At 67.4% G+C, this 17,676-nt stretch carries 17 protein-coding genes; 16 read left to right on the forward strand and 1 reads right to left on the reverse strand.

Going from position 1 to position 17,676, the window contains the following annotated elements; all coding sequences use genetic code 11:
- The first annotated feature begins 6 nt into the window (after positions 1-6).
- The gene (gene add / locus Verru16B_RS09545; RefSeq protein WP_218918774.1) at positions 7-1,002 is read left to right on the forward strand and encodes an adenosine deaminase; all 996 of its coding nucleotides are present in this window, start codon (positions 7-9) and stop codon (positions 1,000-1,002) included.
- A gap of 25 nt (positions 1,003-1,027) precedes the next feature.
- Here add and surE read toward each other — a convergent pair whose 3' ends face one another.
- Entirely contained in the window at positions 1,028-1,834 is an 807-nt protein-coding gene (surE, locus tag Verru16B_RS09550; RefSeq protein ID WP_069962070.1) for a 5'/3'-nucleotidase SurE, read from the reverse strand.
- Positions 1,835-1,947: 113 nt separating this feature from the next.
- On the opposite strand from surE, the gene Verru16B_RS09555 reads away from it, so the two are divergent.
- From Verru16B_RS09555 to Verru16B_RS09620, 15 genes are all read left to right on the forward strand, one after another.
- Complete coding sequence (locus Verru16B_RS09555; RefSeq protein WP_157772363.1) at positions 1,948-2,946, forward strand: hypothetical protein; 999 nt, start codon at positions 1,948-1,950, stop codon at positions 2,944-2,946.
- Positions 2,947-3,177: 231 nt separating this feature from the next.
- Positions 3,178-4,686 (forward strand): pyruvate carboxylase subunit B, encoded by a 1,509-nt coding sequence (locus tag Verru16B_RS09560; protein WP_069962072.1) that lies wholly within the window; start codon positions 3,178-3,180, stop codon positions 4,684-4,686.
- 2 nt (positions 4,687-4,688) lie between these two features.
- Positions 4,689-6,827: a methylmalonyl-CoA mutase family protein gene (locus Verru16B_RS09565; RefSeq protein ID WP_069962073.1), complete on the forward strand. Its 2,139-nt coding sequence runs from the start codon at positions 4,689-4,691 to the stop codon at positions 6,825-6,827.
- A gap of 12 nt (positions 6,828-6,839) precedes the next feature.
- A complete protein-coding gene (gene scpA / locus Verru16B_RS09570; protein WP_069962074.1) occupies positions 6,840-9,017 on the forward strand; it encodes a methylmalonyl-CoA mutase in 2,178 nt (725 codons plus the stop codon).
- A gap of 83 nt (positions 9,018-9,100) precedes the next feature.
- Positions 9,101-10,228: a methylmalonyl Co-A mutase-associated GTPase MeaB gene (meaB, locus tag Verru16B_RS09575; protein WP_069962075.1), complete on the forward strand. Its 1,128-nt coding sequence runs from the start codon at positions 9,101-9,103 to the stop codon at positions 10,226-10,228.
- A gap of 109 nt (positions 10,229-10,337) precedes the next feature.
- Positions 10,338-10,760, forward strand: coding sequence for a methylmalonyl-CoA epimerase (mce, locus tag Verru16B_RS09580; RefSeq protein ID WP_069962076.1), 423 nt, complete (start codon positions 10,338-10,340; stop codon positions 10,758-10,760).
- 10 nt (positions 10,761-10,770) lie between these two features.
- Positions 10,771-12,324 (forward strand): acyl-CoA carboxylase subunit beta, encoded by a 1,554-nt coding sequence (locus Verru16B_RS09585; RefSeq protein ID WP_069962077.1) that lies wholly within the window; start codon positions 10,771-10,773, stop codon positions 12,322-12,324.
- Positions 12,325-12,326: 2 nt separating this feature from the next.
- Entirely contained in the window at positions 12,327-12,683 is a 357-nt protein-coding gene (locus tag Verru16B_RS09590; RefSeq protein ID WP_069962078.1) for a hypothetical protein, read from the forward strand.
- Positions 12,684-12,704: 21 nt separating this feature from the next.
- Positions 12,705-13,109, forward strand: coding sequence for a biotin/lipoyl-containing protein (locus tag Verru16B_RS09595; RefSeq protein ID WP_179947395.1), 405 nt, complete (start codon positions 12,705-12,707; stop codon positions 13,107-13,109).
- 36 nt (positions 13,110-13,145) lie between these two features.
- Entirely contained in the window at positions 13,146-13,271 is a 126-nt protein-coding gene (locus Verru16B_RS19050; RefSeq protein WP_257785125.1) for a hypothetical protein, read from the forward strand.
- Positions 13,272-13,281: 10 nt separating this feature from the next.
- On the forward strand, positions 13,282-14,550 hold the full coding sequence (locus Verru16B_RS09600) for a sodium ion-translocating decarboxylase subunit beta (RefSeq protein ID WP_069963691.1): 1,269 nt from the start codon (positions 13,282-13,284) through the stop codon (positions 14,548-14,550).
- A gap of 4 nt (positions 14,551-14,554) precedes the next feature.
- Positions 14,555-14,782, forward strand: coding sequence for a hypothetical protein (locus Verru16B_RS09605; protein ID WP_069962080.1), 228 nt, complete (start codon positions 14,555-14,557; stop codon positions 14,780-14,782).
- 13 nt (positions 14,783-14,795) lie between these two features.
- Positions 14,796-15,587 carry a biotin--[acetyl-CoA-carboxylase] ligase gene (locus Verru16B_RS09610; RefSeq protein ID WP_083270245.1) on the forward strand — a complete coding sequence of 264 codons (792 nt, stop codon included), beginning with the start codon at positions 14,796-14,798 and terminating at the stop codon, positions 15,585-15,587.
- 144 nt (positions 15,588-15,731) lie between these two features.
- Positions 15,732-16,706 (forward strand): hypothetical protein, encoded by a 975-nt coding sequence (locus tag Verru16B_RS09615; RefSeq protein ID WP_069962082.1) that lies wholly within the window; start codon positions 15,732-15,734, stop codon positions 16,704-16,706.
- Entirely contained in the window at positions 16,703-17,674 is a 972-nt protein-coding gene (locus Verru16B_RS09620; protein WP_069962083.1) for a hypothetical protein, read from the forward strand. Before Verru16B_RS09615 ends, Verru16B_RS09620 begins: the two co-directional genes overlap by 4 nt.
- The last annotated feature ends 2 nt before the right edge of the window (positions 17,675-17,676 follow it).

Consider the following 17,676-nt stretch of genomic DNA (forward strand, 5'->3'; position numbering starts at 1 on the left):
CGACTCATGGACCCCACGCTCCCCTTCATCGACCTGCACCGCCACCTGGACGGCAACGTGCGCCTGCAGACCATCCTCGACCTCGGCCGGCAGCACAACATCCGCCTGCCCGGCGACACGCTTGAGACCCTGCGCCCGCACGTGCAGGTGGAAGGGGTGATGCCCGATTTGGTGACGTGGCTCAACAAGCTGCACTGGATGATCGCCGTCCTCGGCGATTATGACGCCTGCCGCCGCATCGCGCGGGAGAACGTCGAGGACGCGCACGCCGAGGGGATCGATTACCTCGAGCTGCGGTTCAGCCCGTATTTCATGGCCGGCCCGAACGGGTTGGACCCGGTCAAGGTGGTCGAGGCGGTGGTGGCCGGCATCGCGGAGGGGCGGGCGCAGACGGGCCTGCCGGTGAAGCTGATCGGCATCCTGAGCCGCACCTTCGGAGCGGAGGCCTGCCGGATCGAACTGGAGGCACTGCTGACCCAGCGGGAGCACCTGGTCGCGCTCGACCTCGCAGGTGATGAGAAAAATTTCCCGGCGGAGCTGTTCATCGAACACTTCAAACGCGGCCGGGATGCGGGCTGGGCAATCACGGTGCATGCGGGCGAGGCCGGAGGTGCGGCGAGCGTGTGGGCGGCCGTGCAGCAGCTCGGGGCCACGCGCATCGGGCACGGCATCCGGGCGATTGACGATCCCCGCCTGCTGGAGCACCTGCGGGCGCAGCGGATCGGGCTGGAGATCAACCTCACGAGCAACGTGCAGACCAACACGGTACCGAGCTTCGGGGCACACCCGATGAAGCCGTTCCTTGCCCACGGGCTGCTGGCCACGATCAACACCGACGACCCGGTGATCAGCGGGATTGATCTCCGGCATGAATACCGGGTCGCCGCGCCGGCGGCCGGGCTCACCGCCGCGGAGATTGCGCAGGCGCAGCGGAACGCGCTGGAGATTTCGTACCTGACGTCGGAGGAGAGGGCGGTGCTACGGGCGAAGAAGACCGCCTGAGATCCCCCCGCCGGGTTAAGATCCGTCAGCTGTGACCCAGTTTCCGGTAGTCGAGGACGGTGTGGCTGATCGCGCCGGCCTCGAGGCACTTCAAATCAGTGAGGGGCTCCGGGGGAGAAACGTCTTCGCCTTCCGTCCAGATCAGCTGATGGCGGCCCTGGTCATCCGCGGGCGTGAACAGGCCGGGTACGAAGAAATGCGCAGGCACCGTCCGCCGGAGCTCGCTGTCGGGCCGGCACGGGTGGGGGAAGTTGACGTTGTGGACGGTGAAGCTGCGGGGCGGGGTGGTGGCGAGCAGCTCCGTCGCCAGGCGGGCGGCGTGGGTGGCCGAGATCCGGAGGGTGGCCAGCAGTTCCCCCTCCGGCACGCTGCCGTGCTCCTTGAGCCGGTAGTAGGTTTCCTCGGAGACGTCTTGGGAGAGCGCCATCGCCGGCAGGCCGTGCAGGGCGCCCTCCCAGGCGCCCGCGACCGTGCCGCTGGCGATGATGAAGGCGAGGGTGCAGTTGAAGCCGACGTTGATGCCGCTGACGACCCCTTCGACGCACGTGGTTTGCTCAGGGCCCGTGGCGTCCTGTTTCGGCAGGAGGTGGGCGAGCGCGATGTTGACGCAGTCGGAGGGGGTGCCGTCGACGATCCAGGTCGGGCAGCCGAAGCCGCGGTCGACGGCGGCGGATTTGACCGGGCGGCCGCGGGTCTTGGAGGCGCCGGTCCAGCTTTGCTCGCTGGCCGGGGCGACAACGAAGAGCTCATGGCCGGCGGCTTTCAGGGCGAAGATGAGTTCGTGGAGGAAGACGGAGTTGATGCCGTCATCGTTGGTGACCAGGAGGCGCATGCGGAAGGCGAGGAAAACCCCGAAGCCGGGGAAATGAAAGCGGGAATTATGTGCAATAGGATGACCGGGATCGTGTTTGCGAAATCCAGGGAACGACACAGGATGCGCGACCCATGCGAACCCCTGCCTGTTGGAAACCCCTGACCCTGTTGCTGGCCAGCTGGCTGGTCCTTGCCCCGGCCCACGCGGCTGATGAAAGCGGCGTGCTCACGTCCGTTTACGGCAAAACCGACAGTGGCTACAAACGCAAGAAGGGCCCGGACGGCAAATGGGTGCGGGAGTATTACGCCCTGACCAACGGCGGGCCCGCCGAGGGCACGATCCAGGACAACGCGCAGGAAAAGGTGCGGTTCGTCGCGCTGGCCACCGTGCTGGCCGAACACCTGGCGCGGCAGGGCTACTTTCCGGCCACCGATAAGGACAAGGTCGACCTGCTGGTCGTCGTGAACTGGGGGCGCACCACGCCCCTCACGGACGGCGCGGCCCGGAGCGGCACCGACAACGTGCTCGCGGCCATGAACAATTTGAGCAACCTGGGTCCGGCGGTACCGCCGACGATCGTGAGCCCCACCGATGCCGCCTCGGCGCCCGAGGCGGAGGTGAATCTCACCGGCAGCGCCGAGGACATGCAGCGGCAGGCGGCGCAGAGCCAGTTGGAGTCGGCGTTGATGACTCAGGGCATGTTCAACCGTTCCCGCGACCAGGCGAACGACAAGAACGCCTTCCTGCTGGGCTATGCCGGCGATCTCAACAAAACCGATGGAATCCAGCGCATGATCGGTGGCGGCGGCAAGTTCGACGAGCTGATGGCGGACATCGAGGAACCCCGGTATTACGTCATCCTCACGGCCTACGACTTCAAGCGGACCGTGCGCGAGAAGAAGCCCAAGGTGCAGTGGGTGACCCGCATGAGCATGCGGGCCCCCGGCAACAGTTTCGCCGAGCAGGCCGCCGCCATGGTGGCTTATGCATCCTCGCGCTTCGGGCAGAACACCGACGGCCTCGACCGTCGGGTCACGCCGGAGTACAAGGTGAACCTGGAGGATATCCGCTTCCTCGGGGTGGCGGATCCGGCGGCCGCCAAGTCGGCGGGGCCGGCGGAAAAAAAGTGAGGCAGCCGGGCCCGCGCGGTGCGCTGGCCGGCGGTCTCACAAGCGGTGCGTAGTGCTGGGCAAGATGCACGGAGTGCAGCCGGGCCGGGGCGGGTATCCTCGGCTCATGGCACGCGACGTCCCGTCATTCTCCATCAAATTCGCACCCCGCCAGGTGGTCGTCAGGGTATGGTCCGGGTGTGTTTGGGTGATTGGAGCGCCGGGCGCGCGTGCCGCCACTTCGACCCGCCCATGAAACCTATCCTGTTCAACAACACCGTCCTGCGCGACGGCCACCAATCGCTGGCCGCGACCCGCATGACGACGGCGCAGATGCTGCCGGCCGCCAAAATCCTCGACGGCATGGGCTTTGCCGGGCTCGAGACCTGGGGGGGCGCCACCATTGATGCCTGCCTGCGTTTCCTGGGGGAAAATCCCTTCGACCGGCTCCGGGCGCTGAAGCAGGCCGCCCCGCGCACCCCGCAGATCATGCTGCTGCGCGGGCAGAACATCGTGCAATACACCTCGTTTCCCGACGACGTGGTCGAGGCCTTCGTGCGCGCCAACGCGGCGGCGGGCCAGGACATCTTCCGCATCTTCGACGCGCTGAACGACACGCGCAACCTCGTGACCGCCATCAAAACGGTGAAGGCCTGCGGCAAGCATGCGCGGGGCGAGATCTGCTACACCACCAGCCCGGTGCACACGATCGACGCCTTCGTGCGCATGGGCCGGGAGCTGCGCGAGCTCGGCTGCGATTCGATCGGCATCAAGGACATGTCGGGCGTCATCGCGCCCCGCGTGGCCGCCGAGATGGTGACGCAGCTGCGGGCGAAAGTGGGGCTGCCCATCACGCTGCACACGCATGACACGGCCGGGCTCGGCGCGGCCGCTTACATGGCGGCGATCGATGCCGGGGTTGATGCCGTGGAGACTTCCATCACGCCATTCGCCAACGGCACGGCGCAGCCCGACACGGTGCGCATGATCGCCCTGCTGGAGAACCACCCGCGCCGGCCCGATTTTGACACGGCCAAGCTGCACCAGCTGCGCCAGTACTTCACCGGCGTGTACCAGGAACTGGGCAAGTTCACCTCGACGGACAACGAGCGCGTCGACAGCGACACGCTCTGCTACCAGGTGCCGGGCGGCATGCTCTCGAATTTCCGCAACCAGCTCAAGGAGCAGGGCATGAGCGACAAGTTCGACCAGGTGATGCTGGAGATCCCCTTTGTGCGCGCCAGCCTTGGCTGGATCCCGCTGGTCACGCCGACGTCCCAGATCGTCGGCACCCAGGCGATGATGAACGTGAAGTTCGGCCGCTGGAAGACCATCGTGCCCGCCGCGGCCGACATTGCATTGAACAAGTATGGGCGGCCGCCGGGCCGCGTTTCGCCGGAGCTGCTCAAACTGATCGCCGAGCGGACCGGCCAGCAGCCGATCGAGGGCCGGCCGGCCGATGCGCTGGCTCCGCGCATGGCCAAGCTCCGGGCCGAGTTGGCGGAGAAGAAGCTGCCGACCAACGACGAGGCCTGCGTGTTGCACGCCATGTTCCCGCAGGAATTCGCCAAGCTGCACGCCCCCGCGCCCGCGCCGACGCCGGCGCCCGCCGCGCCGGTCACGCTCTCGGCCCCGGCCGCCACCCCCGCGGCCCCGGCCGCCTCCCCGCGTCCCGGCGCCCTGGCGGCGGGTCCCAATCATTTCTTCATCACGATCGGATCCGACCGCCATGAGGTCCGCGTCGAGGATGTCTCTGTCTGACCATGAAAAACACCACCACGACCCCCTTGTTTGCCGAATTTCCGCCGCCTGCGCCCACCGATTGGCGCCGGCTCGCCGAAGAATCGCTCGAGGGCGCGCCCTTTGACAAGAAACTCGTCACGCGCACGCCCGAGGGCATCGATCTGCAACCCATCTACACCCGAGCCGATGCAGGTTATGCCGCCGGGGAGTGGCCGGGTCTGCCGCCGTTCGGCCGCGGGGCCGACGCGCTCGGGGCGCGGGCGCAGAGCTGGCGGGTCTGCCAGGAACTGCCCTACGGCGTGCCGGAGGAGTTCAATGCCGCCCTGCTGATGGATCTCAACCGCGGCCAGAACGCGGTGAACCTGATTTTCGACATCGCCACGCGCCTCGGGTTGGACCCGCAGGAGGCGCGGCCGGGTGAGGTCGGGGGCTGCGGGCTCTCGCTGGCCACGCTCGATGATCTGGTGCGCGCCCTGCGCGGCGTGGATCTCGCGGCGGTGCCGGTCTATGCCCCCGCCGGGGTCTCGGCCTTGCCGATCACCGCGATGTTCGTCGCCGCCCTCGCCGAACAGGGCAAGCCGGCCTCCGTGTTGCACGGCGGCATCCTGTCTGACCCCTATTCGGAATGGCTCGGCGGCGGCGTGCTGCCCTGCCAGCTGGCGTCCGCGTTTGATGACATGGCGGCGGTCACGGACTGGGCGGCGCGCTCGGGCTCGGCCCTGCGTACCGTCGGCGTGGCAGCGAACCACTGGGCGGATGCCGGCGGGTCCGCCGTGCACGAGCTGGCCTTCGGGCTGGCGACGGGGGTGGACTACCTGCGGGCGCTCGGGGACCGCCACATCACGGCGGGTCGCGCGGCGCCGCGCTTCCTCTTCACCTTCTCGAGCGGCTCCCATTTCTTCATGGAGGTCGCGAAGTTCCGGGCCGCGCGCCTGCTCTGGGCGCGGGCGGTCACCGCGGCCGGGGCCCCGGCCGAGTCGGCCCGGATGGTCTGCCATGCCCGCACCTCGCTGTGGAACAAGACCGCGCTGGATCCGCACGTAAACCTGCTGCGCACGACGACCGAGGCCTTTGCGGCCGTGATCGGCGGCTGTGCGAGCCTGCACGTGGCGCCCTTCGACGAGTGTCACAAGGTGCCCGATGATTTTTCGCGACGCCTGGCGCGCAACATCCAGCTCATCCTGGCGGAGGAGTGCCAGCTCGGCCGGGTCGTCGATCCGGCGGGCGGCTCCTGGTATGTCGAATCCCTGACGCGCCAGCTGGCGGCAAAGGCCTGGGCCCAGTTCCAGGAAGTCGAAAAGCGTGGCGGCATGGCCGCGGCGATCCGGGCTGGTTATCCGCAGGAGACGGTGGACCGGCTGGCGGCCGAGCGGCTCACTGCCGTCGAGTCGCGCCGGGACGGCATCATCGGCACGAACCTGCACCCGAACCTCAAGGAACGCGCGCCGGAGTCCAATCTCCCGGATTACGACGAGCTGGCCGCCCGGCGGATCCGCCAGGTGGCGGCCTACCGCCAGGCGACCCCGTGCGAACGGGATGTCGAGGTGATGTCGCGCCTGGATCAACTGCTGACCGCGACCCCGGCCACCAAGATGAAGTTGCTCACCGACGCCTTCGCGCACGGCGCGACCCTCGGCGAGGTGGGCAAGGTGTTGGGCATCGGCCGGACGGCCGAGACCATGGTGCCGCGGCTGCGCAGTCGCCGCCGCAGCGAGCCCTTCGAGGCGTTGCGCCGTCGCGCCGACGCCTTTGCGACCAACACCGGCGCCCGGCCCTCCGTGTTCCTGGCGAATTTCGGCCCGCGCAAGCAGCATGCGGCGCGGGCGGATTTCACCGCCGGCTTCTTTGCCGCCGGCGGTTTCGAGGCCAAGAGCAACCCCGGCTTCGACACCCCGCAGGCCGCTGCGGCCGCCGCCCAGGCCGCCGGGGCGCGCCTGGTGGTCATCTGCTCAACCGACGAGACCTACCCGGCGTTGGTGCCGGTGCTGGCCGGCCTCCTGAAAGCCGGGCCCAACCCGCCGCAGGTAGTTCTGGCCGGCCTCCCGGCCACGCCGGAATTGCAGCAGCAATACCGGCAGGCGGGCGTGGATGAGTTCATCCACATCCGGGCCAACTGCGCCCAGCTGCTGTCCCGTTTCCAGGAAAAACTCGGTTTTTGATCTCCACGCGCCATGAAATTTCCCGACTACACCCAGATTGCCTTTGAAACCGCGCCCGAGACCGGCACCGCCGCCGCGTGGCGCCGGGCCGCACGACTCGAGGCGCCCGGCCCCGATGCGCTCGCCGACTGGCAGACCTTGGAGCAGATCCCGGTCAAACCGGTCTACACCCCTGAGGACCTCGCCGACGTGGAACACCTCGAGTACACGGCGGGCATCGCGCCCTTCCTGCGCGGCCCCTACGCCACGATGTACGTGCTGAAGCCATGGACGATCCGCCAGTACGCCGGTTTCTCGACGGCGACGGAATCCAATGCGTTCTACCGGCGCAACCTCGCGGCTGGCCAGACGGGCCTGTCGGTGGCCTTCGACCTGGCGACGCACCGGGGATACGACAGCGATCACCCCCGCGTGATGGGCGACGTCGGCAAGGCCGGGGTGGCCGTGGACAGCGTGCTCGACATGCAGGCGCTGTTCAAAGGCATCCCGCTCGACCGCATCAGCGTCTCGATGACGATGAACGGGGCGGTGCTGCCGGTGCTGGCGTTCTACATCGCGGCTGCAATCGAGCAGGGCGTGAAGCCCGCGCAGCTGGCGGGGACGATCCAGAACGACATCCTGAAGGAGTATATGGTGCGCAACACGTACATCTACCCGCCCGGCCCCTCGATGAAGATCATCGCCGACATCTTCTCGTACACGTCGCAGCACATGCCGAAGTTCAACTCGATCTCGATTTCCGGCTACCACATGCAGGAAGCCGGGGCCACGGCCGACCTGGAGCTGGCGTACACGCTGGCCGACGGCCTCGAGTACCTGCGGACCGGCCTCAAGACCGGTATGGACATCGACGCCTTCGCGCCGCGGCTCTCGTTCTTCTGGGCGCAGGGCAAGGATCTGTTCATGGAAGTCGCCAAGATGCGTGCCGGCCGCCTGCTGTGGGCGAAGCTGGTGAAGCAGTTCAACCCGAAGAACCCGAAGTCGATGGCGCTGCGCACGCACTCGCAGACCTCGGGCTGGTCGCTGACCGAGCAGGATCCCTTCAACAACGTCGCGCGGACCTGCGTCGAGGCCATGGCCGCGACGCTGGGCCACACCCAGAGCCTGCACACGAACTCGCTCGACGAGGCCATCGCGCTGCCGACCGATTTCTCGGCCCGCATCGCGCGCAACACGCAGCTTTTCCTGCAGGCCGAGAGCGGCATCTGCAACGTGGTCGATCCCTGGGGTGGCTCGTATTACGTCGAGCGGCTGACGCACGAACTCGTGCAGAAGGCCTGGGCCCACATCGAGGAAGTCGAGAAGCTCGGCGGCATGGCCAAGGCGATCGAGACCGGCGTGCCGAAGCTGCGCATCGAGGAGGCTGCCGCCCGCCGGCAGGCCCGCATCGATTCGGGCCGCGAGACCATCGTCGGCGTGAACAAGTACCAACTCGAGAAGGAGGCCCCCATGGACATTCTGGAAGTGGACAACACGGCGGTACGCGAGGCGCAGATCAAGCAGCTGCAGCAGCTCAAGGCAGAGCGCGACGGCGCCCGCGTGAAGGCCGCGCTGGACGCGCTGAGCGAAAGCGCCCGCACGGGCGAGGGCAACCTGCTCGCGCTGAGCATCGAGGCGGCGCAGGCACGCGCCACGCTCGGGGAGATCTCCGACGCGCTCGAGAAGCATTACGGCCGCTACGCCGCGCAGATCCGCACGGTCGCCGGCGTCTACCGGGCCGCCTACGCGGGCCGCGAGGATGTGACCCAGGTCCGGGCGTCGACCGACGCCTTCGCCACGCGCGAAGGCCGCCGGCCGCGCATCCTGATCGCCAAGCTCGGGCAGGACGGGCACGACCGTGGCGCCAAGGTCGTGGCCACGGCCATGGCCGACATGGGCTTTGATGTGGACATCGGGCCGCTGTTCCAGACCCCCGCGGAAGCCGCGCGCATGGCGGTGGAGAACGATGTGCACGTGGTCGCGATGAGCTCGCTCGCCGCCGGCCACAAGACCCTGCTCCCGCAGCTGGTCGGTGAGCTGAAAAAGCTCGGCCGCCCGGAGATCCTGGTGGTCTGCGGCGGGGTGATCCCGGCGCAGGATTACGCCTACCTGTACGAGCAGGGCGCGGTGGCGATCTTCGGCCCCGGCACACCGGTGCCGCAGTCCGCGGCCATCGTCCTGGAAAAACTGGGCGCCGTCCCGGCGGCCTGACGCGGTTTCGCCATGGGATTCCACGCCCAGCGAGCCAACGAAAGAACCTGCGCGGCGCGCAGGTTCCTCCTCACGCACTCCGCATGACCCCGCCTGGAACCAGCCAGCCGGACTGGGTGCCGCCGGAGGGGGGCGATGGCTTTGCCACGAAGATTGTGGCCGGGGTGCCGGGGGCCGCGGCTGACGCGCGCCCGGCCGGACCGGGCGGGGGCGCGCCGGATCTCACGGCCTTGGTGCCGCAATTGCTGGCCGGGGAACGGGCCGCGCTGGCCCGGGCCATCACATTGGTGGAGAGCCGGGCGCCGCGGCACCGGCCGGCGGCGGAAACTTTATTGGAGGCGGTCGCGGGTCGGGCGGGTCGGTCGCTGCGCGTCGGCATCACCGGCGTGCCGGGGGCCGGGAAGAGCACCTTCATCGAGGCCCTGGGCATGCAATTGTGCGAGGCCGGCCGACGGGTGGCGGTGCTCAGCGTGGATCCCAGCAGCCCGGTCACCGGCGGCAGCATCCTCGGGGACAAGACGAGGATGGAGCGACTGGCCCGGCATCCGGCCGCCTATATCCGGCCCTCGCCGAGCGGTTGCGAGCTGGGTGGCGTGGCGCGACGCACACGGGAAACGATCTCCCTTTGCGAGGCGGCGGGCTTTGACACCGTGCTGGTCGAGACCGTCGGGGTGGGGCAGAGTGAGGTGGTCGTGCGGGGGATGGTGGATTGCTTTGTGGTGCTGATGATCGCCGGGGCCGGCGATGAGCTGCAGGGGATGAAGAAAGGCATCCTGGAGCTGGCCGACGTGCTGGTGGTGAACAAGGCGGACGGGGAGAACAAGCTGCGCGCCGAGGCGGCGCGGATGGAATTCGCGCAGGCGCTGCATTATCTCACCGGGGAGCAGGGCGCGTGGCAAACGCCCGTGCTGACCTGTTCCGCCCAAACCGGCGAGGGAGTGGGGGCCGTGTGGGCCGCGGTGGAAGGATATGCTACGGCGGCGACGGGGCGCGGCGAGTTTGCCGCCCGGCGGCGCGCCCAGGAACTGGCGTGGCTGGAGACCCTCGTGGAGGAGGGGCTGCGCGCGCGGTTGCTGGCGAGTCCGGCGGTGCAAGCCGTGCAGGCGGAGGTCATCGCGCAAGTGTCAGCGGGTACGCTTTCCCCGGCGGCCGGCGCGCGTCGTTTATGGGAGAAAATCGCCGCGGTGCACCTGCATAAGCAGGGCGAATGAGCGGAATATTTCGTGCGCACGATTAGCAGTGCGCATGAGTTGGCAAGATGTGCGGAGAGAGGTCGGACCGCTTCGGGTAGACTGGCGTCGTTCGACCAATCCTTTCGCCATGATCCAAGCCATTGACCACCTCGGCATCGCCGTCCGCTCGCTGGACGAAGCGGTGCCCCTCTACGAAAAAGCCCTGGGGCTGCGTTGCCTCGGCCGGGAGGAAGTCGTGTCACAGAAAGTGCGCACGGCCTTCTTCGATGCCGGCGGCGTGCACCTGGAACTGCTGGAGCCGACGGCACCCGAAAGCCCGATCGCCAAGTTTCTCGCCGAGCGCGGCGAGGGCATCCACCACGTGGCGTTTCGGACCGACGATATCACGGCCCAGCTGAAGCAGGCGGCGGACGCCGGCGTGCGGCTGATCCACGAGAAACCCTTTGAGGGCGCGGCCGGCAAGCTGGTCGCGTTCCTGCATCCGAAATCCACGCGCGGGGTGCTCACTGAGCTCTGCGCGGTCCAACCCGGCGCCCCGGCGGCGCACTGAGGAATCCACCATGGCCATCGAAGCCCGTTTTTTAAAGGAACTGGAAACCCGGCGGAAGACCGCCCGCGCCGCCGGCGGCGAGGACAAGCTGGAGGCGCGTCGCGCCAAAGGCCTGATGAACGCGCGCGAGCGCGTCGAGGCCCTCTTCCAGCCCGGCACCTTCATGGAGTGGGGGCTGCATGCCGACCACGATTGCCATGATTTCGGCATGGAGGGCAAACCGATGCCCGGCGACGGCGTCATCACCGGCGTCGGTTATGTCGACGGCCGCCCGGTGGCGGTTTTCAGCCAGGATTTCACCGTGGGCGGCGGCGCGCTCGGCCGGATCCATTCCAAGAAGATTTGTGACCTGATGGATTACGCCATGCGGGCGGGCATCCCGGTGGTGGGTATCAACGACTCGGGCGGCGCCCGCATCCAGGAAGGCGACGACTCGCTCTCCGGCTACGGCCAGGTCTTTTACCGCAATGTGCTCGCGTCGGGTGTGATGCCCCAGATCTCGATCATCGCCGGTCCTTGCGCCGGCGGCGCGGCCTACAGCCCCGCGCTGACGGACTTCATCATCATGACCCGGAAGAACGCCAACATGTTCATCTGCGGCCCGGAGGTCATCAAGGCGGCGACCGGTCAGACGGTTACCATGGACGAGATCGGCAGTGCCTCCGTCAACGCCAGTGTCAGCGGCAATGTGCATTTCACGGCCGAGGACGACGCCGAGGCGCTGGCCCTCGCGCGGCGCCTGCTGGCCTTCCTGCCGGCGAACAACGTGATGGATCCGCCACACGCGCCGACGCCGAGTCTGAACATGGCGCCGGACCCGGTCATGAACGAGCTGGTGCCGTCCGATGCGAAGATGCCGCTCGACATCAACAAGATCATCAGCCGGCTGGTGGACAACGGCGATTTCCTCGAGGTGCATCGCGAGTGGGCGAAGAACCTGGTCGTCGGCTTCGGCCGCGTGCAGGGAATCGTGTGCGGCATCGTGGCCAACCAGCCAATCGTGAAGGCCGGCACGCTCGACATCGACTCGTCGGACAAGGGTGCGCGGTTCATCCGCTTCTGCAACGCCTTCAACATCCCGATCGTCACGCTCGTGGACATCCCCGGTTTCATGCCGGGCGTGGCCCAGGAGCGCGGGGGCATCATCCGCCACGGCGCGAAGATGCTCTTCGCCTATGCGGCGGCCTCCGTGCCGAAGATCACCTTCATTCTCCGCAAGGCCTACGGTGGCGCTTACCTCGCGATGTGCAGCTCCGACATGGGAGCCGACCTCGTCTACGCGTGGCCGACGGCCGAGATCGCGGTGATGGGCGCCGAGGGCGCCGTGAAAATCCTCTACAAGCGTGAGATTGCTGCCGCGAAGGATCCGAAGGCCAAGGAGGCCGAACTCGCCGCGGAATACCGCGACAAGTTCGCCTCGCCCTACCAGGCGGCCCGCAAGGGCCTGATCACCGACGTCATCGAGCCGGCGCAGACCCGCGGCACCCTGGCGATGGCGCTGCGCAACACGCTCTCGAAACGCGAAACCCGTCCGCCCAAGAAACACGGCAACATGCCGCTCTGATCATGTCTGGCTTCCTGCATCTTCCCCTGGCCGAGACGGCCGGTTTTCCCTGGCTGAACCTGATCTGGGTTCTCGTCAGCATCACGGTCCTGATGTTCGCCGTCGCCGGCCTCGGTCGCTGGCTGGCGGCGACGCATCCCGATCCGGTGCCGCGCGTGCGCCCCAAACCCGTCGTGGTGGCCGAGCCGGAACTCACGCCGGAGATCCAGGCGGCGATCGCCGCGGCCGTTTACGTCACCTTGGGCGCTTCGGCCCGGGTCACCTCCGTGGTCCTCCAGCCCGCGAGCGGGGACAATGTCATGCTCCCGTGGTCGCTCGAGGGCCGCCGCCAGATCTATACCTCGCACAAGGTGCGCTGAACCACTCTTCCCATTCCCATCATGAAAAACCTCCGCGTCACGGTTGACGGCAAAATCTTCAATGTGTCGGTCGAAATCCTCGGCGAGCCGACGGCCGCATCGGCGGCTCCGGCTACACCGCGCGCTGCGGCTCCCGCCGCCCCTGCGAGTGCGCCGGCCCCGGCCCCGGCCGCCGCGCCGGCCCCCGTGGCCGCTCGTCCGGCCGCCGGCGTTCCCGGCGAAGTGCTGAGCCCCCTGTCGGGCAAGGTCGTCTCGATTGACGTCACCCTTGGCCAGGCCGTCGCGGAAGGCGCGCAACTCGCCACCGTCGAGGCGATGAAGATGAACACCTACGTATTCGCGCCGCAGGCCGGCAAGGTGACCGCGATCCTTGCCACGCCGGGTTCGGCCATCGAGGAAGGCCGGCCCCTGCTGGTTCTCGGCTGATCCTGCCGGCCCTCACTGGCGTCCCACTTCCCTCCCATGTTCACCACCGCTGTCACCTCGGCCCTCGTCATGTTCGCCCTGGCCGGGGCCATCTCCCTGCTCGTCGCCGGGCTGATCAAACTCCTCTTCGTGCTCGTCCGCCGTTTTGGCGGCGGCCAGTGACCTTCCGCCGATGAACCTCTCCGACATCGCCAACATTTTCCAAGGCCTCACCTCGTTTGGCCACGGCCCCTGGCCGATGATCGCCGCGCGGCTCGGGCTCATCGTGCTCGGCGGCGTGCTCGTGTACTACGGGCGCAAGGGCGTGCTGGAACCGTTGCTGATGATCCCGATGGGTCTGGGCATGGCGATGGTGAACGCCGGCGTGCTGTTTCTCGATCCCACCACGGCGGCGGTCATTGCGCGCAGCACGGGACAGCCCGTCCTGGCGGATGGCACCATCCCGGGCACGTTGATGCTGGCGCCGTTTGTGGAGCGCACCGACGACCTGATGTACATGCTGCAGATCGATTTTCTGCAGCCGATCTACACTTTCGCGTTCAGCAACGGCCTCATCGCGTGCCTGGTATTCATGGGCATCGGCGTACTGCTCGACGTGGGTTTCCTGCTGGCGCGGCCGTTCCAGAGCATGTTTCTCGCACTCTGCGCCGAGCTCGGCACGGTGGCGACCTTTCCGATCGCCGTGGCCCTGGGCCTGAATTTCAACGAGGCCGCGTCCATCGCCATGGTGGGCGGGGCGGACGGCCCGATGGTGCTCTTTACGTCGCTGAAGCTGGCCAAGCACCTGTTCGTACCGATCACGGTGGTGGCCTACCTTTATCTCGGCCTGACCTACGGCGGTTATCCCTACCTGATCCGTTTTCTGGTCCCGGCCAAGCTGCGGGCGATCCGCCCGGCCCCGACCAAGGCGGTCCGGATTTCCTCCGGCGAGAAGCTGGCCTTCGCCTTCGTGGCGGGCACGTTCCTCTGCCTCCTTTTCCCGTCGGCCTCGCCGCTGCTGCTGTCGCTGTTTGTCGGCGTGGCGGTCCGCGAGGCGGGGCTGCAGTATTTCACCAGCATGATCGAGAACACGCTGCTCTACGGGGCCACGTTCTTCCTCGGGCTGCTGTTGGGGGTGCTGTGCGAGGCGAGCACGATCTTCAATCCCAAGGTGCTCCTGCTGCTCGTCCTTGGCATCATCGCGTTGCTGCTCTCGGGCATCGGCGGCATCATCGGCGGCTACATCCTGTACATCGCCACCGGGCGGAAGTTCAACCCGGTGATCGGTATCGCCGGGGTAAGTTGCGTGCCTTCCACCGCCAAGGTGGCGCAGAAAGAAGTCAGTGCCGTGGCGCCGGATGTCATCATCCTGCCGGAGGCGCTGGGGGTGAACATCAGCGGGGTGATCACGACCGCGATCCTCACCGGCATCTACGTTTCCCTCGTGCCGCTGCTCAAGTAACGCCATGAACGCTCCCGCCCATCCGATCCTGCGTTGGCTGTCCGGCCCGGCGGTCGCGCTGGTGGGGGTGGTCGGCGTGCGGGTCATCGCGCCGCTGTGCGAAGGGCGGACCCAGGCGGTGGTGCTGGTGGCCGGGTACCTGCTGGTGCCGGCCGGTTTGTTCTGGTTTGCGTCGCGCCTCGGTCAGCGGGCCGCCCAACGCGCCGCGGAGGCCCCGGAGACGCGGGGCTGAACCCTTTTCCGCCATGCCCTCTGCCCATGAAATGACCGCGGGATCCGGCCCGGCCGGCGAGCCGATGACGGCCGGCGGCTGGAAAGTGGCGCACCATGCGGTCGTGGAGTCGACACAGGCACTGGCGCGGCCGCTCCCGGCGTGGTCGGCGGTCGTGGCAGACGCGCAGAGCGCCGGACGCGGGCAGCGGGATCGCAGCTTCACGTCCGATGCCGGCGGGCTTTACGTTTCGGCGGTCGTGCCCTTTGACGGCGATGCCCTGGCCTGGCGGGGGTTCGCCCTGGCGATCGGGCGCGGGGTGCTGAACGCGCTCACGGAGCTGGGGATCGAGGACCTGCGGCTGCGCTGGCCCAACGACCTGATGATCGGCCCGCGCAAGGTGGGCGGCATCCTGGTGGAGCAGGGCGGGCCGCGGACGCTGCTGGTCGGCCTGGGCATCAACATCACGAACCGGCCATGGCTGACGGACCATGCGTTGCGTTACGTGGCGGGGCGGTTGCTGGATCACACGGACCGGGCGCTGACCGGTCCGGCGCAATTGCTCGAGCCGGTGCTGGCAGGGATGCGCCGGGCCCACCAGGAATTCGAGTCGAGGCGGTTGGCCGGTATGGCGGCTGTCCTGAACGAATGCTGGGGGGTGCCCCGGCATGTGTGGCTGGAGGCGGCCGGTGAGGTGGAATTGGCGGAGTCGCAGGGGGCCTTTGCCGGCATCGAGCAGGACGGCCGGGTGCGGCTGGCCCGGCCGGACGGGTCGGTCGTGAGCATCCCGGAGCACCATATCCAGCGGCTGATCGAGGTGGAGTAGCCCCCGTTCAGTCTATTGGGAGAGCAAAGGGCGGGGAACAGGTTTGCGCCGGCCGGGTCCGGGCGTTGAAGTTGCGTTACCCCCGCGACCGCCCGCCGAGAGGGCCATCTTGGCAGGCTGCGACCAACCCCAATCCCTGTCCGTATGTCCCCGTCCCCGCATGGCCTCTTGTCTGGTTTGCTCCTGCTCGCCCTGACGGTCGGTGTTTTGACGGCTGCCGACGGGACCGTCGCGACCGCGGTGTACGCGAATGTGGGCCACGGCTACCGGCGGGAGAAGGGCAAGGACGGGGCGTTCAAGCCGGAGTATTACGCCCTGAGTAACGGCGGGCGGATTTATGGTACGACGCGGGATCTCACGGTGGACCGGGTCACCTATCCCGAGGTGGCCGAGATCGCGGTCCGGCTGCTGGCACAGGAGAATTACCATTATGCCCAGAGCAAAGATCAGGCGACTCTGTTGTTGGTGCTGCAGTGGGGCAACACCATCGGCTTCGATCGCACGACCTACGGCCTCAGCGTCGATGCCGCGGCCTCGGCCTACGCCGAACTGGTCGCGGCCATGGGTCCGCAGGGTCCCGGTCGTGGTTTCGCTGGCTCACAAACGACGAATCCGGACGGTTCGCCCCTTAATGTTGGCGCGGGCGATCCTGGTGCTGACGACGGTTTTGAAACCGCTATGCTGCGACTGCTCATGGACAACCGGGTGCGGGATCAACTCAACGAGCGGAACGCCAAGGTGCTCGGCTACATGGATGATCTGGCCGATGCAAACGACATCCGGCGCTGGGCCGGTGGGGGCGATCGTTACACCGACCTGATCGGCGATGTCGAGGAGTCGCGTTACTACATTGTCGTTTCGGCTTACGATTTTCCGGAACTGCTGAAGCACGACAACAAGAAGCTGCTCTGGCAGACGCGGGTGAGCGTGCGCACGCCCGGCAACCGGTTCGACGACAGCTTCGCCGCGATGCTCAAGGGTGCGGCCAGGTATTTTGGGCAGGACAGCGGCCGGCTCATCCGGGGCGAGGAGAGCAAGGGAGTGGTCGAGCTGGGAGATTTGAAATTTCTGGGGGAGGCGAAAGAACCGGGTAAGAAACCCGCGGAGGAGAAGAAATGAACCGGATTTCCGCCACGATCCTGACGGGTTTGGTGCTGGCTTTCGCAGGCCCCGTGACCGGCGGGGCGGCGGACGAGACCGTCGCGACCGCGGTGTACGCCAATGTGGGCCACGGCTACCAGCGGGAGAAAGGCAAGGACGGGGCGTTCAAGCCGGAGTATTACGCGCTGAGTAACGGGGGGCGCATCTATGGCACGACGAGTGACCTCACAGTGGACCGGGTGACCTATCCGCAGGTGGCGGAGATCGCGGCCCGGCTGCTGGCGCAGCAAAATTACCATTATGCGCAGAGCAAGGAACAGGCGAAGCTCCTGCTGGTGCTGCAGTGGGGTTCGACCATCGCTTTCAACCGGGTCAACAGCGACCAAGCGATTACTCTGGCTGGAACGGCTTTTGCCGATTTGCAGAATGCCCTCCGCGCCGCAGGCGTGGAGGATGCAAATGCCATCCGGGGGAGTGGCGACATTTCTCTTAATGGGCAACCCAATGTCGACCCCCAGGAGGCCATAGCCCGGTTTGAGGCTGCCATGATCCAGATCTTCGCAGACAATCGGGCGCGGGACCAATTCAACGAACACAATGCGCGGGTGCTGGGTTACATGGACGACCTCGCCGACACGAACGACATCCGCCGCTGGGCAGGCGGGGGCGACCGCTTCAACGACCTGCTGGCCGACGTGGAGGAGTCGCGCTACTACATCGTGATCTCAGCCTACGATTTCCCGGAGCTCACGAAACACAACAAGAAGAAGCTGCTCTGGCAGACGCGGGTGAGCGTGCGCTCCCCGGGCAACGCGTTCGACGACAGCGTGGCGGCGATGCTGAAGAGCGCGTCGAAGTACTTCGGGCAGGACAGCGGCCGGCTGGTCCGGGGCGAGGAGAGCAAGGGCACGGTCGAGCTGGGGGATTTGAAATTCCTGGGTGAGGCGAAGGAAGCGATCGAGACACCAACGAAGGAGAAAAAATGAGA

It is taken from the genome of Lacunisphaera limnophila, assembly GCF_001746835.1.
Classification (GTDB): domain Bacteria; phylum Verrucomicrobiota; class Verrucomicrobiia; order Opitutales; family Opitutaceae; genus Lacunisphaera; species Lacunisphaera limnophila.